Source organism: Mycolicibacter longobardus (genome assembly GCF_002102265.1).
Classification (GTDB): domain Bacteria; phylum Actinomycetota; class Actinomycetes; order Mycobacteriales; family Mycobacteriaceae; genus Mycobacterium; species Mycobacterium longobardum.
Map to the genome: position 1 here is coordinate 41,049 of NZ_LQPG01000010.1, position 23,451 is coordinate 64,499.

General features: G+C 68.2%; 25 protein-coding genes. 13 read left to right on the plus strand and 12 right to left on the minus strand.

All coding sequences use genetic code 11. The features are described from left to right. Positions 1–10: 10 nt before the first annotated feature. Genes AWC16_RS04555 through AWC16_RS04565 form a run of 3 tightly spaced genes read right to left on the minus strand, consistent with a single transcriptional unit; the run spans position 11 to position 2,028 of the window. Positions 11–880 carry an SAM-dependent methyltransferase gene (locus tag AWC16_RS04555; RefSeq protein ID WP_085263605.1) on the minus strand — a complete coding sequence of 290 codons (870 nt, stop codon included), beginning with the start codon at positions 878–880 and terminating at the stop codon, positions 11–13. Between the two features lie 3 nt (positions 881–883). After that, positions 884–1,717: a mycofactocin-coupled SDR family oxidoreductase gene (locus tag AWC16_RS04560; protein WP_085263606.1), complete on the minus strand. Its 834-nt coding sequence runs from the start codon at positions 1,715–1,717 to the stop codon at positions 884–886. Next, complete coding sequence (locus AWC16_RS04565) at positions 1,714–2,028, minus strand: putative quinol monooxygenase (RefSeq protein ID WP_085263607.1); 315 nt, start codon at positions 2,026–2,028, stop codon at positions 1,714–1,716. The genes AWC16_RS04560 and AWC16_RS04565 overlap by 4 nt, the downstream gene beginning before the upstream one ends. 133 nt (positions 2,029–2,161) lie before the next feature. On the opposite strand from AWC16_RS04565, the gene AWC16_RS04570 reads away from it, so the two are divergent. Continuing rightward, the gene (locus tag AWC16_RS04570; protein WP_085263608.1) at positions 2,162–4,687 is read left to right on the plus strand and encodes a DNA translocase FtsK; all 2,526 of its coding nucleotides are present in this window, start codon (positions 2,162–2,164) and stop codon (positions 4,685–4,687) included. Positions 4,688–4,693: 6 nt separating this feature from the next. Here AWC16_RS04570 and AWC16_RS25495 read toward each other — a convergent pair whose 3' ends face one another. Beyond that, entirely contained in the window at positions 4,694–7,987 is a 3,294-nt protein-coding gene (locus AWC16_RS25495; RefSeq protein WP_165759160.1) for a hypothetical protein, read from the minus strand. A gap of 261 nt (positions 7,988–8,248) precedes the next feature. Then, positions 8,249–9,616 (minus strand): wax ester/triacylglycerol synthase family O-acyltransferase, encoded by a 1,368-nt coding sequence (locus tag AWC16_RS04585; protein WP_085263609.1) that lies wholly within the window; start codon positions 9,614–9,616, stop codon positions 8,249–8,251. A gap of 179 nt (positions 9,617–9,795) precedes the next feature. On the opposite strand from AWC16_RS04585, the gene AWC16_RS04590 reads away from it, so the two are divergent. Beyond that, a complete protein-coding gene (locus tag AWC16_RS04590; protein ID WP_085263610.1) occupies positions 9,796–10,317 on the plus strand; it encodes a DUF421 domain-containing protein in 522 nt (173 codons plus the stop codon). Here the strand turns inward: AWC16_RS04590 and AWC16_RS04595 are convergent. After that, positions 10,314–10,838 carry an amino-acid N-acetyltransferase gene (locus tag AWC16_RS04595; protein WP_234812131.1) on the minus strand — a complete coding sequence of 175 codons (525 nt, stop codon included), beginning with the start codon at positions 10,836–10,838 and terminating at the stop codon, positions 10,314–10,316. The genes AWC16_RS04590 and AWC16_RS04595 overlap by 4 nt on opposite strands. A 55-nt stretch (positions 10,839–10,893) precedes the next feature. Between AWC16_RS04595 and pgsA the strand changes: the two genes are divergently transcribed. From pgsA to pspM, 4 genes are all read left to right on the plus strand, one after another. Continuing rightward, on the plus strand, positions 10,894–11,490 hold the full coding sequence (pgsA, locus tag AWC16_RS04600; RefSeq protein ID WP_085263612.1) for a CDP-diacylglycerol--glycerol-3-phosphate 3-phosphatidyltransferase: 597 nt from the start codon (positions 10,894–10,896) through the stop codon (positions 11,488–11,490). A 202-nt stretch (positions 11,491–11,692) separates the two neighbouring features. Then, positions 11,693–12,025, plus strand: a complete 333-nt coding sequence (gene clgR / locus AWC16_RS04605) for a transcriptional regulator ClgR (protein WP_085263613.1) — start codon at positions 11,693–11,695, stop codon at positions 12,023–12,025. A 103-nt stretch (positions 12,026–12,128) separates the two neighbouring features. After that, on the plus strand, positions 12,129–12,947 hold the full coding sequence (gene pspA, locus AWC16_RS04610; RefSeq protein ID WP_085263614.1) for a phage shock protein PspA: 819 nt from the start codon (positions 12,129–12,131) through the stop codon (positions 12,945–12,947). A gap of 9 nt (positions 12,948–12,956) precedes the next feature. Next, entirely contained in the window at positions 12,957–13,787 is an 831-nt protein-coding gene (gene pspM, locus AWC16_RS04615) for a phage shock envelope stress response protein PspM (RefSeq protein WP_085263615.1), read from the plus strand. Here the strand turns inward: pspM and AWC16_RS04620 are convergent. Both AWC16_RS04620 and AWC16_RS04625 read right to left on the minus strand, forming a co-directional pair. Then, on the minus strand, positions 13,784–14,191 hold the full coding sequence (locus AWC16_RS04620; protein ID WP_085263616.1) for a DUF5313 domain-containing protein: 408 nt from the start codon (positions 14,189–14,191) through the stop codon (positions 13,784–13,786). The two genes, pspM and AWC16_RS04620, sit on opposite strands and share 4 nt — an antisense overlap. 10 nt (positions 14,192–14,201) lie before the next feature. Then, positions 14,202–14,648 (minus strand): limonene-1,2-epoxide hydrolase family protein, encoded by a 447-nt coding sequence (locus AWC16_RS04625; protein ID WP_085263617.1) that lies wholly within the window; start codon positions 14,646–14,648, stop codon positions 14,202–14,204. 42 nt (positions 14,649–14,690) lie between these two features. Between AWC16_RS04625 and AWC16_RS04630 the strand changes: the two genes are divergently transcribed. Next, positions 14,691–15,863 carry a glycosyltransferase gene (locus AWC16_RS04630; RefSeq protein WP_085263618.1) on the plus strand — a complete coding sequence of 391 codons (1,173 nt, stop codon included), beginning with the start codon at positions 14,691–14,693 and terminating at the stop codon, positions 15,861–15,863. Positions 15,864–15,873: 10 nt separating this feature from the next. Beyond that, complete coding sequence (locus tag AWC16_RS04635) at positions 15,874–16,068, plus strand: DUF3046 domain-containing protein (protein WP_085263619.1); 195 nt, start codon at positions 15,874–15,876, stop codon at positions 16,066–16,068. On the opposite strand, the gene AWC16_RS04640 is transcribed toward AWC16_RS04635, so the two are convergent. Then, positions 16,059–16,709 (minus strand): TetR/AcrR family transcriptional regulator, encoded by a 651-nt coding sequence (locus tag AWC16_RS04640; RefSeq protein ID WP_085263620.1) that lies wholly within the window; start codon positions 16,707–16,709, stop codon positions 16,059–16,061. The genes AWC16_RS04635 and AWC16_RS04640 overlap by 10 nt on opposite strands. Before the next feature lie 71 nt (positions 16,710–16,780). Here AWC16_RS04640 and AWC16_RS04645 point away from each other — a divergent pair, with 71 nt between their 5' ends. From AWC16_RS04645 to AWC16_RS04665, 5 genes are all read left to right on the plus strand, one after another. Beyond that, complete coding sequence (locus AWC16_RS04645; protein WP_085263621.1) at positions 16,781–18,001, plus strand: oxygenase MpaB family protein; 1,221 nt, start codon at positions 16,781–16,783, stop codon at positions 17,999–18,001. 163 nt (positions 18,002–18,164) lie between these two features. Beyond that, positions 18,165–19,217 (plus strand): recombinase RecA, encoded by a 1,053-nt coding sequence (gene recA / locus AWC16_RS04650; RefSeq protein WP_165759169.1) that lies wholly within the window; start codon positions 18,165–18,167, stop codon positions 19,215–19,217. Next, positions 19,186–19,722: a recombination regulator RecX gene (gene recX, locus AWC16_RS04655; protein WP_085263623.1), complete on the plus strand. Its 537-nt coding sequence runs from the start codon at positions 19,186–19,188 to the stop codon at positions 19,720–19,722. Before recA ends, recX begins: the two co-directional genes overlap by 32 nt. A 153-nt stretch (positions 19,723–19,875) precedes the next feature. Beyond that, positions 19,876–20,268 (plus strand): hypothetical protein, encoded by a 393-nt coding sequence (locus AWC16_RS04660; RefSeq protein WP_085263624.1) that lies wholly within the window; start codon positions 19,876–19,878, stop codon positions 20,266–20,268. Continuing rightward, positions 20,269–21,006 carry an RES domain-containing protein gene (locus AWC16_RS04665; RefSeq protein WP_085263625.1) on the plus strand — a complete coding sequence of 246 codons (738 nt, stop codon included), beginning with the start codon at positions 20,269–20,271 and terminating at the stop codon, positions 21,004–21,006. 28 nt (positions 21,007–21,034) lie between these two features. Here AWC16_RS04665 and AWC16_RS04670 read toward each other — a convergent pair whose 3' ends face one another. The 3 genes from AWC16_RS04670 to AWC16_RS04680 all read right to left on the minus strand — a co-directional run bounded on the left by AWC16_RS04670 (position 21,035) and on the right by AWC16_RS04680 (position 23,396). Further along, a complete protein-coding gene (locus AWC16_RS04670; RefSeq protein ID WP_085263626.1) occupies positions 21,035–22,255 on the minus strand; it encodes an ATP-binding protein in 1,221 nt (406 codons plus the stop codon). Between the two features lie 129 nt (positions 22,256–22,384). After that, positions 22,385–23,092, minus strand: a complete 708-nt coding sequence (locus tag AWC16_RS23825) for a PDDEXK family nuclease (protein WP_133055909.1) — start codon at positions 23,090–23,092, stop codon at positions 22,385–22,387. Positions 23,093–23,171: 79 nt separating this feature from the next. Beyond that, positions 23,172–23,396, minus strand: a complete 225-nt coding sequence (locus tag AWC16_RS04680; protein WP_085263628.1) for an Rv1893 family protein — start codon at positions 23,394–23,396, stop codon at positions 23,172–23,174. Positions 23,397–23,451 lie beyond the last annotated feature (55 nt).

The window sequence follows — 23,451 nt, forward strand, 5'->3', positions numbered from 1 at the left end:
GGGCTCTGCCTCAGAGCTTTTCGGCGTACGCCGACCATTCCAGGTCACTGGTGGCAAGGTCGCGGCCGGCGGGCTCGACGTAGCGCTGGGAGAGCTGTTCGGGACCGACCTGCTCGATCAGTCGCCAGCCGTATCCCGCCAGAAAATCGGCGACCTCCTCGGGTTGCAGCCCGAAATGCCACAGCCGCTTGGAGCGGACCATGCGCGACAACCGTGGCGCGCCATAGGAGTTGGTGCCGTCGATGAAGTCACGCCGGACATAGGTGAACACCAGTCGGCTGCCCGGGGCCGCCGCGCGCAGCCCCTCCAGGGTTCTGCGGACCGCGGCCTCGGTGAGGTACTGGGTCACCCCCTCGCAGACGAAGAAGGTGCGGAACGCGGTTCGGTAACCGTGCTCGACCAGCGTGGTCAACAGGTCGTCGCGCTCGAAATCCAGCGCTACCAGCCGAACCGACAGGGGCGGGGCGCCCAGCGCCCGGCGCACGGTGGCGGCCTTGCGGGCGACGTTGACCGCCTGGTCCACTTCGAAGACCGGGATGCGGGTGCGCCGGGCAAGCCGATAGCCGAGGGTGTCCAGACCGGCGCCGAGGATCACCACCGCATCCACATCGTCGGCGGCCTCATCGAGCCGGTCTGCGATGAACCGCTTGCGGCAGGTCAGATTGGCCCACAACCCCGTCCCGGAGCGGTCCATCGCGGAGATGAACCACCTCCGCAGCAGTGCGGGCCGCAATCCCGCCACCAGCCAGCGCATCCGGGCCGGCAGGAACGACGCCGCCAGGTCGTCGTCGACCAAGCGGCGCGCCGGCGGCTCATGGTGCTCGACTGCGGCCAGCATCATCGGGCCGTAGGCCGTCTGCGCTGCCGGATTGCGTGCCAAGGGCTACCTCTTGTTGATGAATCCGGCGTCGACGGGCAGGGTGATGCCGGTGACGTAGCGGGCCGCGTCCGACACCAGCCAGGCCACCGCGTTGGCGATGTCCTCGGGCTGCAGGATCTGTACCGGCAGCGCGTTGCCCATATCCGGTGGCGCACCGGTCTGGGCGGTGAGCTCGGCCAGCCACCCTCGGACGTAGTCGTTGTTGATCATCGGCGTGTCGACACCGGCCGGGTGCACCGAGTTCACCCGAATGCTGTGCGGCGCCAGCAGGTTCGCGTAGACCCGCATCAACCCGACCAACCCGTGCTTGGCCGCGGCGTAACCGATGGCCCCCGCATCGTGACTGCCGATGCCGGCCAGGCCCGCGGCCGAACTGATCAGCACGATCGACCCGCCGTCGCCCTGGTCGATCATGGCTGGAATCGCGGCCTCGATGGTGTGGTAGACGCCGGTCAGGTTGACGTCGATGACGTCGTGCCAGCCGTCGGCGGCGGCCATCGGGGCGATGCCCGCGTTGGCCACCACGATGTCCACCCGGCCCAGCTCGTCGAGGCCGGCCTGCATTGCGGCGCTCAGTGCCGCCTGGTCACGCACATCGGCTTGGCGGGCCACGATGCGGGACCCGGTCTCCTCGACCAGCTTGACCGTGCCCGCCAGGTCCTCGGCGTCTGCCAGCGGATAGGGCACGCTCGCGATCTGCTCGCACAGGTCCACCGCGATGATGTCGGCCCCATCGGCGGCCAGTCGCAGGGCATGGGCCCGGCCCTGGCCGCGGGCCGCGCCGGTGATCAGCGCGACCTTTCCGCGCAGGGCGCCGCCGGATGGCCGGGCGGTCACGGCCGCAACTGGCCCTTAGCCGGGTCGCCCGCGGGCACGGGGGCGAGCATCTTGATGTCCGGTGCGCCGGCCAGATGCTCGCTGAGGCTGCTGAACAGCCCGCCGATCGCCGGGGCGGTTGAGTGAGCCTTCAGCGCGTCGGCGTCGGCCCACTGCTCGATGAACACGAAGGCGCCGTCGGCTTCGTGTACGGAGTACAGCTGGCAGCCCGGTTCTTCGTGCACCTGCGGCGCCGCCTTGGCGCAGATCTCGCGGACGGTCTCGACCGATTCCGGCTTGACGGCGAAGGTGGCGACGACGACCACGGGCATATGCGACTCCTTGGCAGTTGGGGGGTTCTCGGGCCACGATACCCAGCCGCAAGCCGAATGCGCGGTGAACCGATCGGCGGGGGCCAGTGTGGCTTAAGGTGCAGATGGGGCAATTGCGACTAGGCTTGCCGTCATGGCTAGTAAGACCGCTAGTAGGACTCCCGCACGTTCCGGTGCCCGAACGACCAGGTCAAAGGCCGGCGCCCGGGGCGGATCGCGGCCGGTGGCCAAGCCCCGACAGGCGGCCAAGGCCCGTCGCGCCACCCGGCAGCATTCCCGACCGGTGGCGGTCGGGCTGGCCTGCGGACGGCTGGGCCGCGCAACGTGGCTGATGATGGCTAAGGGCGCCGGAAGCGCTGCCCGCTCCGTCGGCCGCGCGCACGACATCGACCCGGGCCACCGCCGCGACGGGATCGCACTGGCGCTGCTGGGGCTGGCCGTGGTGACCGCGGCGAGTTGCTGGCTGGATGCCGCACGACCGGTCGGAGCGTGGATCGACACCGGTCTGCGCACGGTGATCGGCGGGGCGGTGGTGGTGTTGCCGGTGCTCGCCGCCGTCGGTGCGGTCCTGCTGATGCGCACCGAACCCGACCCGGAGAACCGGCCCCGGCTGATCCTCGGATCGGCCATGGTCGCGCTGCCGATCCTGGGGCTGTGGCACCTGTGGTCCGGCTCGCCGCAGACTCCGGAAGGCCGCCTGCACGGCGCCGGTTTCGTGGGGTTCGTCATCGGCGGTCCGCTCGCCGACGGGCTGACGGCGTGGATCGCCGCGCCGCTGCTGTGCATCGGAGTGCTGTTCGGGGTGCTGTTGTTGACCGGGACCACCCTGCGTGAGGCGCCCGAGACCCTGCGCACCATGTTCCGCGGCGACTACGACGACGAGTACTACGACGACTACGGCGACTATGACGAAGACGCCTACGACGGCGCTGACTACGACGCGGACTATGAAGAGGCCGGCTATGACGCCGGTGTCGCGGCCGTCGATCCCGGCGCCGTCGATGACGGCCCGGACTGGCAGTCGCGCACCCCGCTGGACAACTACCCGCTCGACGAACCGCCCGCGCCGCCGGTCAAGCCCGCCCGACGCAAGACCGCCAAGGCGGCCAAGCCCGCTGCGCAGGCCACCACCGTCGTGCTCGACCGGGTGGTGGAAGGCCCGTACACACTGCCGGCGCTGAGCCTGCTCGTCGCCGGTGACCCGCCGAAGAAACGTACGGCCGCCAACGACCAGATGGCCGATGCCATCACCTCGGTGCTGGAGCAGTTCAAGGTCGACGCCGCGGTCACCGGCTGCACCCGCGGTCCGACCGTCACCCGCTACGAGGTGGAGCTGGGCCCGGGGGTCAAGGTCGAGAAGATCACCGCCCTGCAGCGCAATATCGCCTACGCGGTCGCCACCGAAAGCGTGCGGATGCTGGCGCCCATTCCGGGCAAGTCCGCCGTCGGCATCGAGGTGCCCAACACCGACCGCGAGTTGGTGCGGCTGGCCGATGTGCTCACCGCGCCGTCCACCCGGGGTGACCACCATCCGCTGGTGATCGGTCTGGGCAAGGACATCGAGGGCGACTTCATCTGCGCCAACCTGTCCAAGATGCCGCACCTGCTGGTGGCCGGCTCCACCGGCTCGGGCAAGTCCAGCTTCGTCAACTCGATGCTGGTGTCGCTGCTGGCGCGGGCCACCCCGGAAGAGGTCAGGATGATCCTGATCGACCCGAAGATGGTGGAACTCACGCCGTACGAAGGTATTCCGCACCTGATCACCCCGATCATCACCGAGCCGAAGAAGGCCGCCGCCGCGCTGGCCTGGCTGGTCGAGGAGATGGAGCAGCGCTACCAGGACATGAAGGCGTCCCGGGTGCGTCACATCAACGACTTCAACGCCAAGGTGCGCTCCGGGGAGATCACCACGCCGCTGGGCAGCGAACGGGTGTACCGGCCCTACCCGTACATTCTCGCCGTCGTCGACGAGCTCGCCGACCTGATGATGACCGCGCCGCGCGACGTCGAAGACGCCATCGTGCGGATCACCCAGAAGGCCCGCGCCGCCGGCATTCATCTGGTGCTGGCCACCCAGCGGCCGTCGGTGGACGTGGTCACCGGGCTGATCAAGACCAACGTGCCGTCCCGGCTGGCGTTCGCCACCTCGTCGCTGACCGATTCCCGGGTGATCCTGGATCAGCCGGGCGCGGAGAAGCTGATCGGCATGGGCGACGGGCTGTTTCTGCCGATGGGCGCCAACAAGCCGATCCGGCTGCAGGGCGCGTTCATCTCCGACGAGGAGATCCAGGCCGTGGTCGGCGCCTGCAAGGACCAGGCCGAACCCGAGTACACCGAGGGCGTCACCGCGGTGAAGCCCAGCGGTGAACGCGCCGACGTCGACCCCGACATCGGCGACGACATGGAGGTCTTCCTGCAGGCCGTCGAGCTGGTGGTGTCCAGCCAGTTCGGCTCCACCTCGATGCTGCAGCGCAAGCTGCGGGTGGGTTTCGCCAAGGCCGGCCGGCTGATGGACCTGATGGAGACCCGCAGCATCGTCGGCCCGTCCGAGGGCTCCAAAGCCCGCCAGGTACTGGTCAAGCCGGACGAGCTGGCGGCGACGCTGATGGCCATCCGGGGCGGCGGCGAGCCGGACACCGAGGACGCCGAAGACCTCTAGCGGCCGCTACGGCGTGGCGCCCGCGCCGCCGGTGCCGCCGGTGCCGCCTATGGAGCCGGTGGGGCCGGCGCCCGGTGTGCCGGGTGTGCCGGGATTCCCGGCGATGACAGAGTCACCGCCGTCTCCGCCGTCTCCGCCCCAGCCGCCGTCGTTGCCGTCGCCGTTGCCGCCGTTGCCGCCATTTCCGCCGTTTCCGCCGCCACTGGCGTTGCTGTTGCCACCGTTGCCGCCGTGTCCTCCGTTGCCGCCGCCGTCACCGCTGCCGACGACCGAACCGTCAATGTCGGCGCCGCCGTGTCCTCCGTTGCCGCCGTTGCCGCCGTTTCCGGTGTTGCTGGCCCCGCCGTGCCCTCCGCTTCCGCCGTCGCCCCCGGCCCCGAACGGCCAGAGGTTGAAGGCGCCGTCGCCGCCGTTGCCGCCGTTGCCGCCATTTCCACCGTCGCCGGTGTCGCCGTTTCCGCCGTTGCCGCCGTCACCACCGAACCCGCTGGCGAAGTAGCTGTGTCCGCCCTCGCCACCGTTTCCGCCGTCGCCGCCCGAGACATTGCCGTTGCCACCTATACCGCCCGCGCCGCCGTCGCCGCCGCCTGTGCCGTTACCACCGCCGCCGCTTCCGCCCGCGCCGCCGTTGCCGCCGTGGAAGGTGCCGCTGCCCCCGGCGCCACCGTTGCCGCCGTCGCCGCCGCCGTTCTGGTCGTAGATGTCGTTACTGCCGTTGCCGCCGTCGCCACCGTGTCCGCCGTGGTAGCCGCTCCCGCCGTTTCCACCGTTGCCGCCATAGCCGCTGTCGTTGCCGCAGCAACCCGGGCCGCCGCCGTAGCCGCTGGCGCCGCCGTTTCCGCCGTAGCCGCCATTCCCGCCGTTTCCGCCGTTGTGGCCGTTGCCCCCGTTTCCGCCGTTTCCACCGCCACCGTCAAAAGCGCCAGGACTGGCGTTGCCGCCGTTTCCGCCGTACCCGCCGTTTCCGCCGTTGTGGCCGTTGCCCCCGTTTCCGCCGTTGCCGCCGGTGCCACCGTCGAAGCCGCCACCTCCGGTGTCGATGCCGGCGTCGCCGACACCGCCGTTGCCGCCATGGCCGCCGTTCCCGGTGTCGCTGTTGCCCCCATCTCCGCCGTTGCCGCTGATCCAGCCGCCGACACCGCCGTTGCCGCCGTTGCCGCCGTCGCCGGTTTCGCTGTTGCCGCCGTTGCCGCCGTGGCCACCGTCAAGGCCGCCGGCTTCGGTGCTGCCGCCATTGCCGCCATTGCCGCCCTTGCCGGCAACACTGGCGCCCCCGTCACCACCGCTGCCGCCGTTGCTGGTGATGCCGTTGCCGCCGTTACCGCCGTTGCCGCCGTTGCCGCCGTTTCCGGTACTGCTCGCGCCGCCGTCGCCCCCGCGACCCCCACTACCGCCGGCGAGAATGCTGTCGCCGCTGTCACCGCCCGCACCGCCGGCACCGCCGTTGCCGGTGCCACTGAAGCCCCCGTCACCGCCGCGACCGCCGTCACCGCCGGCAAGGATTACGGTGCCGGTGCTGCCTCTGCCACCGGCACCGCCGGCACCGCCGTTGCCGCTGGTGGTGGAGCCGCCGGCGCCCCCGTCGCCACCGCGGCCGCCCCAAACCAGGACGGCGTCGTCCACCGTGTGGTTGGAAGTGCCGCCCGCGCCGCCGGTTCCGCCCGCGCCCCCGTTGCCGCTGACACTGCTGCCGCCGTCGCCGCCGTTGCCGCCCGCACCGAAATAGCCACCGCTCAGACCTGGCACGTTCGGGAAATTCGGGTCGGTCCCGTCGGAGAGCCAGCCGGTGGCCACGCCGCCGGTACCGCCGGCACCGCCCGCACCGCCGTTACCGGTGATGCTGTCGGCGCCGTGACCGCCGTTGCCACCGTCACCGCCGGCGTAGGTGCCGTCACCGCCGGCGCCCCCGTTACCGGCGACGCCGTTGCCCTCGGCAGCCGGGGCGCTACCAGCGGCACCCCCGTTGCCGCCGCGGCCACCGTGGGTCGCCAGGGTGTTATCGGAGGTCAGGCCGTTGCCGCCGGCTCCGCCGTCGCCGCCGTTGCCGGCCACTCCGGTGCTGCCGCTCGCGGCGACGGTGCCGTCACCGCCGAGGCCACCCGCCCCGCCGACGGCTGCGTTGCCCCCTCGGCCGCCGTCCTGCCCGTCGTAGCCGTTGACGTGCTCCGCTGTCCCGTCGAGACCGGCCGCGCCGTCGGCGCCGTGACCGCCGTTGCCGCCGTTGCCGCCGACACCGCCTGCCCCGTCGGCACCGGCCGACCCGAACCAGCCGACTCCGCTGCCGGCACTGCCGCCGTTGCCGCCGTCGCCGCCGGCGGTGCCGTCCTGCCCGTCGGTGAGCCCGCCCGAGATGCCGTCGGCGCCGTTGCCGCCGGCACCGCCCGCGCCCCCGGCGCCACCGTTGCCACTGTTGCCGAGTATGAGCCCGCCGTTGCCGCCGTTTCCGCCATTGCCGGCGGTCCCGCCGGCCAAGCCCACCGGGTTGCCCGCGGTGGCTGCCACCCCGGCAAACCCGGCGCCACCGACACCGCCGTTGCCGCCGAAGCCCATGGCGATGGCATCGCCACCCACCCCGCCATTGCCGCCGACGTGACCGCTCCAGCCGGTTCCACCGACACCGCCGGTGCCGCCATCGCCCATCAGCCAGCCACCGGTACCGCCGGCGCCGCCGTTTCCGGCCTCGATGACCGTGTCGTCGCTCAGCCAGGCCGACGCACCCGCTCCGCCGACTCCGCCGTTGCCGAACATGCCGGCCATCCCGCCTGCCCCACCGTCGGGATCGGTGAGGGTGCCGGCCACTCCGGCGCCGCCGTCGCCGAACAGGAATCCGCCATCACCCATATCGCCGATGCTCGGAAGCCAGCCGAACAGCGAGGTATTGGCGTCGGCGAAGCCATCCAGACCGTTACCGATCAGAGTGCGGCCGAACAGCAGCTCCGACGGCCAGTTGAGGATGTTCAGCCACCAGGTATTCACCGGGTCGGTGATGATGTTCTGCAGGTCGTTGTACAGCGGCAGGTACCAGTCGTCGTGCCACGCGGCGGCCAGCGGATCGGCCTCGGCGGCAGCCGGCAGATCCAATCCAGCCCACGGATCCTGCGGCTCCAGCGGGATCAGACTCTCCCAGAAGCCCGGATCGAATAGGTCCTCGAAACCGAAGTCGGCCCGTGCCGCCGGTGCCGAGATGACCGGCGTCAGCCCGAGTGCCACCAATGCCCCCACCGCCGCGCCGGCGCCCACCACCCGCACCCCACGACTGCCCGAAGTGCCCTTGCGTTCGCGAACCCGATCAGCAGCCATGGTTCCTGAGTCCTCCCAAGTCAAAACCCAGTGGTTTCCTGTGTGGAAGCTAACCACTGTGACGACGGCAGGGATACAGGGATTTCCCTGGATTTCTGGGGTCTGTAGACCGGGGTGACCGCCGTAGCCAAGCCGTTGGCGGCAGTACACGACGTGATATCGCTGCCGTTAGCGTTTTCCAACACCGAACGGCCCCCGAGATTCGGGGCGCGAGTGACGGATGTGATTCTGGCGCCTTGGCCGCGCCTGGGCGTAAGGCAGCTACGCGCTGTGCACCAGGGTGAGCCCATGCCAGTCCCGCAGCGGCTTGCGTCGTTTGCTGCGCGCCACCAACCGAGCCACCGCGGATTCCAGTCCTCGGGCCAGTTCGTCGACGCCGGCGAACTCGAAGTCGGCCAGCACCCCGATGAACAGGTTCCCGGCGTAACTGAGAATCGACACGCCGGTGCGAAGCTGCATCGCGATCGGTGGCACCGGCAGCACCTGAACCACGTCGCAACCCATGATCTGCAATGGCTCCACGGGGCCGGGGACACTGGTCGCCAACGCCACGACGCCACGCTGGGGGAGCCGCCCGAGCAACCGCGCCGCCCAGGATGACCACGCGACCGGCAGCAGACCAGCTGCCGACATCACCGCGCGTCCGGCGTGCCGTTGCCCGCCGGCCTTCGCCTGCGACAGCCGATAGCGCACGGTCAACAGCCGCTGAACCGGGTTCGACTCCTCGATCGGCAGGCTCGGCAACAGCAGCGAAACCCGGTTGTCACTGTCCTGCGGCTCTGCCGACCCCATCGATACCGGCACCAGGGTGCGGAGCGAATCGGGTTGGGGCACTTCGCCGCGCCGGATCATGAAGTCGCGATAACTGTCGGTCAGGGCCGCCAACACCACGTCGTTGACGGTCACGCCGAACACCTGGCAGACCTGCTGGACGTCATCGAGCGAGACCCGCGCGGCGCTGTAGCGGCGCCGGCTGGTGATCGGCCCGTTGAGGGACGACGCGGCTGGTTGCAGCACGCCGGCCGCGAACTCGACGACGCCGCGCAGGTTGTACAGCCAATGCACGGGGTTGAGGTCCAGCAACGGTCGCGCCGACCGCGGCGCATCGTGCGGAACCTCGGCGGCGTTCGGCGGGCCGTGGGCCGCACCGCGGGCAAAGCCGTTGTCCGACAGGCCCTTCAGCATGTGTGCGGTTGCGTTGGCGTCGGCGATGCAGTGGTGGACCTTCATCAGCAGCGCCCAGCGGTCGCCACTGAGCCCACCGATCACCCAGATCTCCCACAGCGGACGGTCACGGTCCAGCCGCCAGGACATCACGTCGGCGACCACGCCGTGTAGTTCAGCGTCTCCGCCCGGAGCGGGCACCGCGACCCGGCCGATGTGGTGGGCGATGTCGAAGTGGGGGTCGTCCACCCATTCCGGTGCGCCCAGATCCAAGGCGTGGCGCACCAGCCGCTGCCCGAACCGGGGGCACCCGCGCAGCCGCTCAGCCAGTGTCGCCACCACCTCCGAGTGGTCGGGGATGGGTCCGTCAAGCACCGCCAAGGTGCCGGTGGCCATGCTGACGTTGTGGTCGGAGTCCTCGACGCCCAGAAAACCCGCGTCCAAGGGGGTCAGGTGCTCGGCCATGGCTACCTCCAGTTACTGCAACTGTCAGTACCACTATCGCGTGTCCGGGCTGCTCGCGGCAGGGCCGGAAGTCCCCGATTCGGCGCCTTGGGCCCTCATGAGACACGCACCGGACACGTACCGGATACGGACCGGACACCCGCGGTTATCGGGGGCCGGTGGGCGCGTAATCTCGCCTCGTGGATTGGGCACGACTTTTCGCTTTCGATACGCCGCCTTCGGAGATCTTTATCCGCGGGACCGTCATCTATATAGCGATTTACGCGTTGCTGCGGGTGGTGTTGAAACGTGAGGCCGGCACCAACGGCATGACGGATCTGATCGTGGTGGTGCTGATCGCCGACGCGGCGCAGAACGGAATGGCCGGCGGCTACCGATCGATCAGCGACGGCATCATGCTCGTGGGGGTGATCATCGGCTGGTCATACCTGCTGAACTGGATGGCGCATCGCTGGGTCGGGATGGCGAGGATCCTGCGGCCGGGGCCGCTGCTGGTGATTCATGACGGTCAATTCCTGCACGGCAATATGCGCAAAGAGATGATCACCGAGGAACAGGTCCGCGAGCAGGCCCGCAAACAGGGCATAGCGGACCTTGCGGTGGTCCGTGAGGGGCGGATGGAATCCGACGGGCAGTTCAGCTTCCTGATCGGCGCGATTCGTCGGGCCCCCGAATTTGAGCGCGGATTGTTCCCGGATTAGAGGACCAGCAGCATCCGGGTGTTGCCCAGGGTGTTCGGCTTGACGTAGCTCAGGTCCAGGAATTCGGCGACGCCGACGTCGTAGGAGCGTTGCATCTCCTCGAACACCTCGGCGGTGACGGGTGTTCCGTCGATCTCGGTGAAGCCGTGCCGGGCGAAGAACTCGGTCTCGAAGGTCAGCACGAACAGTCGCTGCAGCTGCAGTTCCCGGGCGACCTGCAACAGCCGGTCGACGATCGCGTGTCCGATACCGCGACCGGTCCATGTGGGGTCCACCGCGATGGTGCGCACTTCGCCGAGGTCCGCCCACAACACGTGCAGGGCGCCGCAGCCCACCACCTGCCGGTCGGCGTCCTCGGCAACCCAGAATTCCTGGACCGCCTCATACAGCGTCACCAGGTTCTTCTCCAGCAGGATCCTGCCGGCGTAGACGTCCACCAGCTTCTTGATCGCCGGCACGTCGGACGTGCGCGCGCGACGGATCAGGGGCCGCCCGGCCGGTTCATCCGCCGCAAGATTCACAGCTGCACAGTATCGGTTTCTCATTTCGGGCTGGGTAACCGATATTCTGACTGCCGTGACGGGGCAGCCTAAAACCGGTCCTGCGGTGACGCACGTCCCCGTGGTCAATCTCGCCAACGCGCTGACCGTCCTGCGGTTGATGCTGGTTCCCGTTTTTCTGCTGGCGTTATTCGCCGAGCACGGCCACGACGCCAAGACCCGTATCGCGGCGTTCGTCATCTTCGCGGTCGCCATCATCACCGACCGGCTGGACGGCGCCCTGGCGCGCAACTACGGGATGGTCACCGAGTTCGGCACCCTGGCCGACCCGATCGCCGACAAGGCGCTGATCGGCGCAGCGCTGATCGGGCTGTCCATGCTCGGCGACCTGTGGTGGTGGGTGACGGTGCTGATCCTGGTCCGGGAGATCGGGATCACCCTGCTTCGGTTCGCCGTGCTGCACCGCGGTGTGATCCCGGCCAGCCGCGGCGGAAAACTCAAGACACTGGTGCAGGCCGTCGGTATCGGGCTGCTCATCCTGCCGCTGAACGGCCCGTGGCTGGTGACGGCCTGGGCGGTGATGGCCGTGGCGGTGATTCTGACCGTGGTGACCGGCCTGGACTACGTCGTTTCGGCGGTGACCGATCTTCGCGGCGGACCCGGCCGAAGCTGAACCCGGCGGTTCAGCGAGGCTCGACGGAGGAGAGGCGAAGCTGGGACCGCCGAATCTGAACCCGGCGGTTCAGCGAGGCTCGACGGAGGAGAGGCGAAGCTGGGACCGCCGAATCTGAACCCGGGAACTCGGACGGGCCTCGCGCGCGTTGACCTTGGTGACTGTCGGTTTTCTTCGTTGACCCGGTAAGGGGGAGTGCGCGATGACGACATTGCTGCGGGAGTCGGTGGGCGAGGTGCTACGCCAGGCCCGGACGGCGCAGGGTCGCACGCTGCGTGAGGTGTCGGACTCGGCACGGGTCAGCCTCGGCTACCTCTCGGAGGTCGAACGGGGCCGCAAGGAGGCGTCCAGCGAGCTGCTCAACGCGATCTGCGCGGCTTTGGAGGTCCCGTTGTCGAGGGTGCTCTTCGACGCCGGGACCCGGTTGGCGCGGGCCGAGCGGGTCGAGCGGGCCGCGCTGAACGCCACCGTGACTCGTATCGATGCCGGCACCAAGGTCGTGATCCCGCCGATCCGGGCCATGGCCTCGGCGTGACGCGCCCAGCCTGAACATCGACCCGATGCCCGCTGACCCGATAAATTGGTCACCGGTATCCCGGTAGAGCGACAACATTCGAACAAGCAGACGGAGCTGACTGATGGCCAACCCGTTCGTCAAGGCGTGGAAGTACCTGATGGCGCTGTTCAACTCGAAGATCGACGAGCACGCCGATCCCAAGGTGCAGATCCAGCAGGCGATCGAAGAGGCACAGCGCCAGCACCAGGCCCTGACCCAGCAGGCCGCGCAGGTGATCGGCAACCAGCGTCAACTGGAGATGCGGCTCAACCGGCAGCTGGCCGACATCGAGAAGCTTCAGGTGAACGTGCGTCAGGCCCTGACCCTGGCCGACCAGGCCACCGCCGCCGGTGACGCCGCCAAGGCCACCGAGTACAACAACGCCGCCGAGGCGTTCGCGGCCCAGCTGGTCACCGCCGAACAGAACGTGGAAGACCTCAAGACGCTGCATGATCAGGCGCTGTCGGCGGCCATGCAGGCCAAGAAGGCCGTCGAGCAGAACGCCATGGTGTTGCAGCAGAAGATCGCCGAGCGCACCAAGCTGCTCAGCCAGCTCGAACAGGCCAAGATGCAGGAGCAGGTCAGCGCGTCGCTGCGGTCGATGAGCGAGATCGCCGCTCCTGGAACCACTCCCAGCCTCGACGAGGTGCGCGACAAGATCGAACGGCGCTACGCCAACGCGATCGGGGCGGCCGAGCTGGCGCAGGGGTCGGTGCAGGGCCGGATGCTCGAGGTCGAGCAGGCCGGCGTGCAGATGGCCGGCCATTCCCGGCTGGAGCAGATCCGGGCGTCGATGCGGGGCGAGTCGTTGCCGGCCGGTGGGGCCACCACCACCCCGGGCCAGGCCACTCCGGCAACTCCGCAGTCCAATCCGACCCCCGAGAATCCGCTGGGCCGGTAGCAGGCAGCCATGACACTCGGAGGCGGCACGCGGCGGGCCGTGCTGCAGCGCGCCGTGGACCGCGCCAGCGAGGTCGCTGACATCCTTGCCGACAAGCTGGGCGCCATCGCCGACCCGCGGGCCAGGATGCTGCGCAAGCGCCGGTGTGCGCTGCGCCTGGGCCTGTTCTTCGGTGTCGCATCGGGTTTCTGGATGCTGGTGACGGCCATGCTGGCGTCGTGGTCCACGCCGGTGTGGGTCCTGCTGATCACCGGGTCGATCGCCGCGGGGGCGGCGGCGCCGGCGACGCTGCTGTTGCTGCGGTACCGCTGGCTGCGCTCGACGCCGCTGCCGGCCGCACGGCCCACCGCCACGCGTCGCCTGCCGCCGCCCGGCTCGGCGGCACGGCCGGCGATGTACGCGCTGGGCGCCTCCGAGCGCGGGATGCTGTCGCTGCTGGGTGTGTTGCAGCGCGGCCGGCTGTTGCCGGACGGCGAGATCACCGAGCTGACGGCCGCGGTCAACCGCGCCGCCTCGACCATGGCGGCCACCGCGGCCGAGGTGGTCTCGATGGAGCGCGCCGTGCAACACAGCGCCCAGTCGCGGGAGTACCTGGTTCCGACCATCAACGCGTTCACCGCTCAGCTCAGTGCCGGCGTTCGTCAATACAACGAAATGGTCACCGCCGCAGCGCAACTGGTGGCCTCAGCCAACGACCGGTCGGCGATGTCAGCCGGCGATCCGGCGAACTCTCCGATGTCCCAGCGGCGCTACCGCGAAGAGCTGGTCGGCGCGACCGACCGGATGCTGGGCTGGGCGCAGGCGTTCGACGAACTCGCCGAGCTGCCCCGGGTGGTCTAGATATCGTCGCTGCGCTGCGGGGCGGACTCCGGCCGCGGACCGTAGCGTTCGACGTAGGCCCGATGAATATGGGCATCACGCTGGCGGGTGCGTTCGTCGGCCAGTTCCGGGTCCAGTCCGTGCATCCGCAGCATGTGCTTGCGCCACACCTTGTTGAGCGCGTGCGCGAACAGAATCACCATGAACCAGATCGGAAACGTCATGGTGAAATGCGTCATGAAGTCCGCCGGCATGAACCAGAACGGGATCAGGATCAGCGTCGTCGGCACGACGGCGCGCATGATCATCCGGATGGTGGCACCCCGGCCGGCCAGGTCGTTACGGACCCAGTCCAGCAGCTCCGGCGGTAACGGGCGCCCGTAGCAGTAGCGGATGTATTGGATCGGGTTCGGCCGCTGACGCACGGTCGCGGCTCTAAAAGGTCGGCCGCAGCGCCGGGAACACGGTTGCCGCCACCGCCCGCAACGTCGCTTTGAACATGTCGAAGAAGTCGAAGTAGTCGCGCCACAACGTGATTCGCCCGTGGTGCACCTCGAAGACCCCGCACACCCAGAACTGCAGGCGCAGCGGCCCGAACGTCAGTGCGTCGGTGCGCTCGGTGAGCACCGCCGAGCCGTCGGCGGCGATGCGGTGGGTCTTCACGTCGAAGGTTCCCCGGCCGGCCAGGCGGCGGAACACTCTGATGGTGGCGCTGCGGCCGTAGATGGTCGGCATCCCGACGTTCTGATACACCACGTCGTCGGCGAGCGCGGCGGCTGCCGTGTCGAGATCCTCGTCTGCGAGCGCCTCAAGGAAGCTTTCCACGATGCGGATGTTCTCGGCCAGCTCGATGGCGGTCTGCGGGGCACTCGATTCGGTCATGCCTCACACCCTAGGCCCGAGGGGCTGTGGCACGGTAGGCCGATGCGAGTGGTGGTGGTAGCCGGCCCGGATCCCGGTCACGCGTTCCCGGCGATAGCGCTGTGCAAGCTCTTCGCGGCGGCCGGGCATGCGCCGACCCTGCTGACCGGGGTGCAGTGGCTCGACACCGCACGTGCTGCCGGGGTGGACGCCGCCGAGCTGCTCGGACTCGACGCCACCGCCGCCGACGACGACGCCGACGACGGGGCCAAGCTCCATCAGCGGGCGGCGCGCATGGCGTGGCAGAACCGCGATCAGCTGCGGACACTCGCGCCGGACCTGGTGGTCTCCGACGTCATCACCGCCTGCGGGGGGATGGCCGCCGAACTGCTCGGCATCCCGTGGGTTGAGCTCAGCCCGCACCCGCTGTACCTGCCTTCGAAGGGACTGCCGCCGATCGGCAGCGGGCTGGCGCCGGGCACCGGGGTGCGGGGTCGGCTGCGCGACGCGGTGATGCGGTCCCTGACGGCACGGTCGGTGCGCGGCGGCCTGCGCCAGCGGGCCGAGGCCCGGGTGGGTATCGGCCTGCCGGACCGCGATCCCGGGCCGCTACGGCGCCTGATCGCCACGCTGCCGGCCCTGGAGGTGCCCCGGCCCGACTGGCCGGCCGAGGCCGTGGTCGTCGGGCCGTTGCACTTCGAGCCGACCGAGCAGCTGCTGACGGTGCCCGCGGGCTCCGGCCCGCTGGTGGTGGTGGCGCCGTCCACGGCGTCGACCGGGGCCGCCGGGCTGGCCGAGCTGGCATTGGAGCACCTGGTGCCCGGCGCCGCGCTGCCGGTCGGCGCCCGGGTGGCGGTGTCGCGGCTGGGGGGCCCGGCACTGACGTTGCCGCCATGGGCCGTTGCCGGGCTGGGACGTCAGGACGAACTGCTGACCCATGCCGATCTGGTCGTCTGCGGGGGCGGACACGGCATGGTCGCCAAGACCCTGCTCAGCGGGGTGCCGCTGGTGGTGGTGCCCGGCGGCGGCGATCAGTGGGAGATCGCCAACCGCGTGGTGCGCCAGGGCAGCGGACGGCTGATCCGGCCGCTGACCGGTGCCGCGCTGGCCGAGGCGGTGGGGGACGTACTGGCGTCGCCGAGCTACCGCGATGCCGCGCGACGGGCCGCCGACGGCGCCACCGATGTGGCCGATCCGGTACGGGTGTGCCAGGAGGCGCTGTCCGGGGCTGGGTAGGTTGGGATGCGTGCGCCTGACCGAATTCCACGACTTGGTGACGTCACGTTTCGGTGCCGCGTACGGCGCCTCGGTGCTGGCCGACCATGTGCTGACCGCGGTCGGCGGGCGGACCGCCGCGCAGGCGATCGAGGACGGTGTGGAACCGCGCGACGTGTGGTGGGCGCTGTGCGCGGACTTCGACGTACCCCGAGATCAGTGGTGAGACGGATCGCTCGGCGCCATGATGCTGCGGACCAGGGCAACGGCGAGGTCTGAGCAGATGGCGGCCAGTTCGGTCGTGGTCTCGACCGGGTTGGCCAGCCAGCCTTCGATGATCTGGTTGACGCCGCCGACGATGAACAGCGCACCGCGGCGTAACTCCGCGGGCGGGGGAGCCGGGCCGTCGAGGACACCGGGGGCGTGCTCGACGATCGAGTCGGTGATCATGTCGAGGATGCGGGCGCGGTGCTCATTGAGCCCGGGGACCGCGGACAGGTCGCTGGTGGCGATGCGGTGGATATGGGGGTCGACGGCGATGAGATCGAGGAAGGCCGTCAGTGCGGACCGGAGCTTGTCGGTGAGCGTGCCGGGGTCGCCGACGCCGGCGGTGACCATCGCTTCGAGCAGCTGATCCCGGACATCGTCGGAGACCGCGAACAGCAGTGCGTCGCGGTTGGGGAACTGCTCGTAGAAATAGCGTGGGGTGAGCCCCGCGAGGGTACAGACGCCGCGGACCGTGACGTCCCCGATTCCCGATTCGCCCCAGAGCTGGCGGCCGGCGGTCAGCAGCTTGCCGCGGCGTTCGGCGCGACGGTCGTCCGCGCTGATTCCGCCGTAGTCACGCACCACCTCAGGGCGTTTCATTGACATCACCCTACTAGCGCGTTTAGTTTCGGAATACGGATGTTATCCAAAACACCGCTGGAGGTTGCCCGATGAACGCACCCGCACTGGCTGTCCCCACTCGGCATCCGGACGCGCCCGGCACGATTCCGGCCAGCATTCGGCTGATGGCGACGGCGATGGGGATCGCGAAGCCTACGCCCGAGCGGTGGCGCCAGATCGGCGCGGACCTGACCGCCGGCGGGGAGCCGATGGCGCGGCTCGTCGAGTGGATGTCGCAGGCCAAGGAAGCGCGCCCGCTGTTCGACCAGATCCTCGCCCACGGGCTGGCCTCGGTGCCGGACGCACCGGAGCCGCTGCGGGAGTTTTTCGGTGAGTTCGAGCCGGTCCCGGACTGGGTCGACATGGACCGGGTGCGACGGGGCCAGCGCGCCCTGCGCCGGGGCGGCGCCGATGGCACCTACATCGCCCGCGACGTCTCCTTCCTCGGCGGCTACCAGTTCTCCTCGTTCAACAAGACGCTGCTGCGCACCGGTGTGCTGGAGAAAGGCTCGAACAAGCGGTTCGCCGAGACCCTGCAATGGGCGTTGGATGTCAGCGGTGAGGGTGGACTGGAGCCGCTCGGCGTCGGCTATCAGGCCACTATCCGGGTCCGGTTGATCCATGAATTCGTACGTCGGCACGTGGCCGCGCTGCCGGACTGGCGCGGTGAGGAGTGGGGATTGCCGGTCAACCAGACCGACATGGCCGCCACCCTGGTGGGAGCGCTGATCGCACCACCGGCCGGCGGGTTGGGGCTCGGAATCGTGCTGTCCCCGAGCGAACTCGACGACATCGCGCACACCACTCGCTACGTCGGCTGGCTGATGGGTGTCAGCGACGACTGGCTGCCGCACAGCTTCCGGGACGGCGTTGCCATCCTCTACCAGACCCTCGGCGCACTTTCTGCGCCCGACGAGACCACCAAGCAGCTGGCGGCCCCGATGGCCGATGATCCGCTGGAATGGCACTTTCGCGGGCCGGCCGGCCTGCGTCGCCGTATCGCACGGGCCCAACACCTGTCGTTGACCGGCAGCTTCCTGGGGCCGCGCACGATGCGAAAGCTGGGCCTACCGGCCTTCGTGCTGCCGTGGTACCCGCTGCTGCGGATGCCGGTGAACCTGGTTCGCAGCGCCGCGGCGCTGGTCCTGCCCGGTGGCCTGGACCGCGCGGCGCTGCGCGGGCGGCGTGAGCAGGAGGCCTTCATGCGCACCATGATGGGCGCCGAGGACACCACCATCGGGGCGTCGGCGCACGTGATGCGGGTGGCCTGACTGCTGTGAAAGTCGGACACGCCGACACGCCGCGTGTCTGACTTGATTCGAACATTCGTTCGCCTACTGTGGTGAGAGTTCGCCGGTTTGTCGGACCCTGTCGCTAGCGTCACGGCCAATCGACCGAGAACCGGTCAACCGAACACCGAACCACAGGAGAGGCATCATGGCGCAAGCCCCTGATCGCGAAAAAGCACTCGAACTGGCGATGGCCCAGATCGACAAGAGTTTCGGCAAAGGCTCGGTGATGCGCCTCGGGGACGAGGTGCGTCAGCCGATCTCGGTCATTCCGACCGGGTCGATCGCACTGGACGTGGCGCTGGGCATCGGCGGGCTGCCCCGCGGCCGGGTCGTCGAGATCTACGGCCCGGAGTCCTCCGGTAAGACCACCGTGGCGCTGCACGCGGTGGCCAACGCCCAGGCCGCCGGCGGTATCGCGGCATTCATCGACGCCGAGCACGCGCTGGACCCCGAGTACGCGAAGAAGCTCGGTGTGGACACCGACGCGTTGCTGGTGTCTCAGCCTGACACCGGGGAGCAGGCGCTGGAGATCGCCGACACGCTGATCCGCTCCGGCGCGCTGGACATCCTGGTCATCGACTCGGTGGCCGCCCTGGTGCCGCGCGCGGAGATCGAGGGCGAGATGGGGGACAGTCACGTGGGTCTGCAGGCCCGGCTGATGAGCCAGGCGCTGCGGAAGATGACCGGCGCACTGAACAATTCGGGTACCACCGCCATCTTCATCAACCAGCTGCGGGAGAAGATCGGGGTGATGTTCGGTAGTCCTGAAACGACCACGGGCGGAAAGGCTTTGAAGTTCTACGCTTCGGTGCGCCTGGACGTTCGCCGGATCGAGACCCTCAAGGACGGCACCGACGCAGTCGGTAACCGCACCCGGGTCAAGGTCGTCAAGAACAAGGTGTCGCCGCCGTTCAAGCAGGCCGAGTTCGACATTCTCTACGGCCGGGGCATCAGCCGTGAGGGCTCACTGATCGACATGGGCGTGGACCAGGGCTTCATCCGCAAGTCCGGCTCCTGGTTCACCTACGACGGCGAACAACTGGGGCAGGGCAAGGAGAACGCCCGCAACTACCTGCTGGAGAACGTCGACGTGGCCAACGAGATCGAGAAGAAGATCAAAGAGAAGCTCGGTATCGGCGCCGTGCTGACCGATGAGCTGGCCGATGAAGTCCTGCCCGCCCCCGTCGACTTCTGAGCTGGTCGAGGCAGCGGAGCCCAAGCGCGAGGAGCAGGCGAAGTCACTGTGCCTTCGCCTGCTCACCGCCCGGGCTCGCACCCGCGCCGAGCTCGCCGGTCAGCTGATCAAACGGGGCTATCCCGAGGACGTCAGTGACCGGGTGCTGGATCGGTTGGCCACCGCCGGGCTGATCGACGACGCCGATTTCGCCGAACAGTGGGTGCGGTCCCGGCGTGAGCGCGCGGGCAAGGGTCGCAAGGCGCTGGCCGCCGAGCTGCGCACCAAGGGCGTCGGCGAGGACGTGATCGCCGGGGCGCTGGCCGGTATCGACGCCGGCGCCGAGCGGGACCGCGCCGAACAGCTGGTACACGCCAAGCTTCGCCGGGAAACCCTCGGCGAAGACGACGTGCGGGTCACCCGGCGGCTGGTGGCGATGCTGGCTCGGCGCGGCTACAACCCGTCGATGGCCTACGACGTGGTCAGCACCGAACTGGCTGCCGAGCGGGAGCGCCGCCGGGTCTGAAACGGTTATCGGCGCATCCGGCTGTAATCGGATCGCAGTGGCATTCGTTGGTAGTCCGCACATAGGATCGCTGCAGTGATCTGGCATGGGATATATAGTGTGAAGTAGTGTGTGATTTGAGCGGGGCTATGAAAGTGTAGGGCGGTGCATCCCATGACCATTACTTCGGCGAGACCGGACCTGGCCGCATACCGTGATGCCCTGACCATGACCAGCGCGGAACTCGTTGGTGCTCTCCGTGAGCTGCTCGGAGCCAAGCTGGTCGCCTACCTCGGCGGGGTCAAGGAGACCCGCGCAGTCCGTCAGTGGGCGGAGGGTGCTCGTGCGATTGGCAAGCCCGCTGACCTAGAACGGCTGCGCCTGGCCTATCGGGCCGCGCGAATCATCGCCGAGCGCGACTCTGTACAGGTCGCCCAAGCGTGGTTTCAGGGACTCAATCCGAGCCTGGATGACCAGTCGCCGGCCCGTCTGCTGCGCAACGGCGATTTGGAGGCCGATGGTGCCCGCGTCATCGCCGCCGCTCGACAGTTCGCCGCCGTCGGGTAAATGAACTCACTGGCCCAAATTCAGACATCGTCGGGGCCGCTGCGGTACCACCAGATCTCTGGCACCAGGGTCTATCGGGTCGGATACTCGGCCGACCCGTGGAGTTGGACGCCGTGGGAATACGCCGATCACGGTCGGTTCAACGGCCGCTGGGATGATCCCGACGGTATCTGGCGCACGCTGTACGTCGGGTCGTCGGCGCTGGCCTGCCACCTGGAGGTGCTGGCCCGATTCCGTGCTGATCCGCAGCTCGTAAACGAGCTCGCGGAGATCGACGATGACGAGCAGTATCCCACTGCAGCCGCAGGCACTATCTCGCCGAACTGGTGTGAGCGGCGAATTCTTGGGGAAGCGAAAATTTCTGGGGCATTTGCCCTTCCGGCGCATCAGCTCACTCTGCCCACCCTGCGGCACCGCTTTCTGCCGTTAGCCCGAAGCCTCGGACTCGACGATGTCGATGCGGCCGCCGTGCGCGACAGCAGGCCGCGTGCGTTGACTCAGGCGATCTCGGCGTGGATCTACACCTTGTCGACGGCTGAGGGCGCACCGCTGACCGGGATCCAGTTCCAGTCGCGCCATGGCGATGCGCTGCGATTGTGGGCGATCTACGAGCGGGCCGGTGCTGTCGACTCGCCGGCAGCCATAACGAACCGATTGCGGCAATCACCGGTTCGGCGCGACGATCCGGTGCTTACCCAGGCCATGCAGATCCACCGTCTGAGCTGGTCGGCCGTCTGATTCCGGTTTCCGGGCGTGAGCAGTGTCGTCATCCGAGCATCCGCCCACAACCGGTTCGTACGGGTGTCCGTCGGCAATCCGCAGCACGGATCGCCTTTTCGGTAATCGCGTCAGCGTCGATGGGGTTGGACTCGAGCCAGCGAGTCAGGTGGTGCTTGCACAGATCCTGGACGGCCGTCTTGACCTCATGGTTCACAAGGCTGCCAGGTTCGGCATGTCGGACCACGACGACCGCCGTCAACCCCTCGCAGATGTCGTCGGGGGACAGATCGGGTTCAGTATCTCGCATCAGCTTGCGATCCCTCGCGTATCTGCTGATGACGTCGGTGAGAGCAGTCCGGAAGCCGTTCTCGTGAGAGCTGAGATAGTCGCTGGTGTCCGCGTTGTCGGCGAAGGTACTGACTCTCGCCGAATAGCCGCCGGTCCACTGCATCGCGACCTCGACGTCGCCCGCGGCGCCTCGCCCGCAGAAGTGGATGACGTCCTCGTGGATTGGCACGCGTGTGCGGTTGAGCTTCTTGACCATTCCCGTCAGGCCGTCGGTGAAGCAGAAGGTGTACGACCTGGGCGGTTCGGGCCTCCGCTCATCGACAATTCCGATGGTCAGCCCGCTGTTCAGAAAAGCCAGCTGATGCAAGCGCCGGGTCACCGTATTGAAGTCGTAGTCCGCGGCGCCGAAAACAGCTCTGTCGGCCCAGAAGCGCACGGTGGTTCCCGTCGCGGAGGCTGTATCGCCGATTTCAAACGCGCCGGACCCGGAGCGTTCGTACCGGCTGATCCAGTGCCGATCAGCATGGGTGCTTTCGACTTCCAGGCGGGTCGACAATGCATTCACGATCCAAATGCCGGCGGACCGAGTACCCCCGAATGTTCCGAAGCAGCGATCCGATGTGTCGTCCCAGTCCGGTGTCCAGGCTGCGGCGACTCGGTAGGTGGTCGGCAGGAAGGGATCGGGTTCGCCGGCTGAGATCCCGCGACCGTTATCGCTGACCTCGACGCCGCCATCGTCGAGGAGTCGGACCGTCACAGCGGTGGCGTGGCCGGCAGCCGCCTCACCGACGGCATTGTCAATCAGTCGCCACAGCAGATAGTGCAGTCCCCGTTCGTCGGTGTAGACGAACCTGTCCGCATTGCTGCGGATCCATTCCGGAAACTCAAGTTGCTGTGGGTGGTGGTTCTCGATTCGCAGTGGGGATTCGTCGAGGTCTTCCTTTGGTTCGGCAACAGCGCAATGGTGGGCACCACCCATCCACGAGAAGTGGGCTACCTCGCAACATTTTCCGCAAACGGGCCAAGTGGATGCTATTGCCTGCACTCAACTATTTTATCGGTGAGCACCGACAAAAAATGGCCCAGCGATACGGAGGTGTGGACGGTTCTAAACCTCTTTGAGGGTCAGTGAGATCGTGTAGATCAGCCACTGCACAGGCACTCCGTATTTTTCCGATAAGGTTTTAATATCGCGCTGAAACTCTTGGTCCGGCTGGCCAGTCACGATGAGGAGGCGAGGCGTTGGCAGATCCTTGGCAGCCGACATTTTCTTCAACGCGGTCATATAGCTGCCCGCTTGCGAGACGAGGTCCCGTTTGGGCTCTTGGGCCTTCAATTCAATACCGACGAGGGCTTTGGTTTTCTTGTCTTCAGCCAGAATATCGAGATAGCACCGGGGGGTGATCGGCACTTCCGAATCACGAAATCGCAAGCCAAGCTTTTTTAGCGCAGGCAACGTTTCCAAGTTTTTCTGCAGAAATTCTGAGAGTGCTTTCTCTTCCTTGAAAAGACCACTGGGGCTCTGGATGCCCGGGGGGCGGTGCTTCGCATCGAAGAGGTAGATCCGTGTTCGCCGGTCGTTTGTCGGGTCGCGTAGGTCGGGGACGGTGGATATCCCCGCCGCTCGTAGCTGCGCATCGAGTTCTTCGCAGAATTTCGACGATAAGCGTTGGTATCCGGCCTTCCTGGCGAGTGTGCCCAGCAGCCGATCCGGGGTTTGGGACAGCGACGTGGCGTCGGGTGCGGCGCGGACTGCGGCGCGGCACTCATCAACTACCTGGGCAAGACGATCTGACCTGCGTTGTCGGTCCGCCATCCGCCAAGCCTATTTCAAGAAAAGTGAACCCGACGCCAGATATCGACATCTGGCGTCGAGCATTTCCCTCAAGGAAGGGTCAGGCGTCTTCCTCGGCCTCGTCCTTGCTGGTGAAGACTTCCTTGGTCCGCTCGACGGCGTGAGTGGCGATCTCCACGGAATCCTGGACGATCGCGTTGACGCCGCCGGAGATGTCCCCGCGAATGATGTCGCCGGCGTCCTCAACGATGTCCGAGGCCTTCTCGACGGCGTGAGCGGCGATATCACGTGCGGCGTTGAATGCGTCCTTGGGAGTGATGGCCATGGGGGTCTCCTGTCGCTAACTGTCGGATCTGACTCTAGACGGCGGGCAGCGTGTG

Bases quoted from the DNA above. Each gene is read 5' to 3' on its own strand.
- AWC16_RS04585 (WP_085263609.1), bottom strand. From the start codon at position 9,616: ATGGCCGAGCACCTGACCCCCTTGGACGCGGGTTTTCTGGGCGTCGAG.
- AWC16_RS04565 (WP_085263607.1), bottom strand. From the start codon at position 2,028: ATGCCCGTGGTCGTCGTCGCCACCTTCGCCGTCAAGCCGGAATCGGTC.
- AWC16_RS04660 (WP_085263624.1), top strand. From the start codon at position 19,876: ATGACCATTACTTCGGCGAGACCGGACCTGGCCGCATACCGTGATGCC.
- AWC16_RS25495 (WP_165759160.1), bottom strand. From the start codon at position 7,987: ATGGCTGCTGATCGGGTTCGCGAACGCAAGGGCACTTCGGGCAGTCGT.
- AWC16_RS04670 (WP_085263626.1), bottom strand. From the start codon at position 22,255: ATGGGTGGTGCCCACCATTGCGCTGTTGCCGAACCAAAGGAAGACCTC.
- AWC16_RS04680 (WP_085263628.1), bottom strand. From the start codon at position 23,396: ATGGCCATCACTCCCAAGGACGCATTCAACGCCGCACGTGATATCGCC.
- recX (WP_085263623.1), top strand. From the start codon at position 19,186: ATGAAGTCCTGCCCGCCCCCGTCGACTTCTGAGCTGGTCGAGGCAGCG.
- pspA (WP_085263614.1), top strand. From the start codon at position 12,129: ATGGCCAACCCGTTCGTCAAGGCGTGGAAGTACCTGATGGCGCTGTTC.
- AWC16_RS23825 (WP_133055909.1), bottom strand. From the start codon at position 23,092: ATGGCGGACCGACAACGCAGGTCAGATCGTCTTGCCCAGGTAGTTGAT.
- AWC16_RS04640 (WP_085263620.1), bottom strand. From the start codon at position 16,709: ATGAAACGCCCTGAGGTGGTGCGTGACTACGGCGGAATCAGCGCGGAC.
- clgR (WP_085263613.1), top strand. From the start codon at position 11,693: ATGACGACATTGCTGCGGGAGTCGGTGGGCGAGGTGCTACGCCAGGCC.
- AWC16_RS04665 (WP_085263625.1), top strand. From the start codon at position 20,269: ATGAACTCACTGGCCCAAATTCAGACATCGTCGGGGCCGCTGCGGTAC.
- pspM (WP_085263615.1), top strand. From the start codon at position 12,957: ATGACACTCGGAGGCGGCACGCGGCGGGCCGTGCTGCAGCGCGCCGTG.
- AWC16_RS04645 (WP_085263621.1), top strand. From the start codon at position 16,781: ATGAACGCACCCGCACTGGCTGTCCCCACTCGGCATCCGGACGCGCCC.
- AWC16_RS04570 (WP_085263608.1), top strand. From the start codon at position 2,162: ATGGCTAGTAAGACCGCTAGTAGGACTCCCGCACGTTCCGGTGCCCGA.
- AWC16_RS04625 (WP_085263617.1), bottom strand. From the start codon at position 14,648: ATGACCGAATCGAGTGCCCCGCAGACCGCCATCGAGCTGGCCGAGAAC.
- AWC16_RS04630 (WP_085263618.1), top strand. From the start codon at position 14,691: ATGCGAGTGGTGGTGGTAGCCGGCCCGGATCCCGGTCACGCGTTCCCG.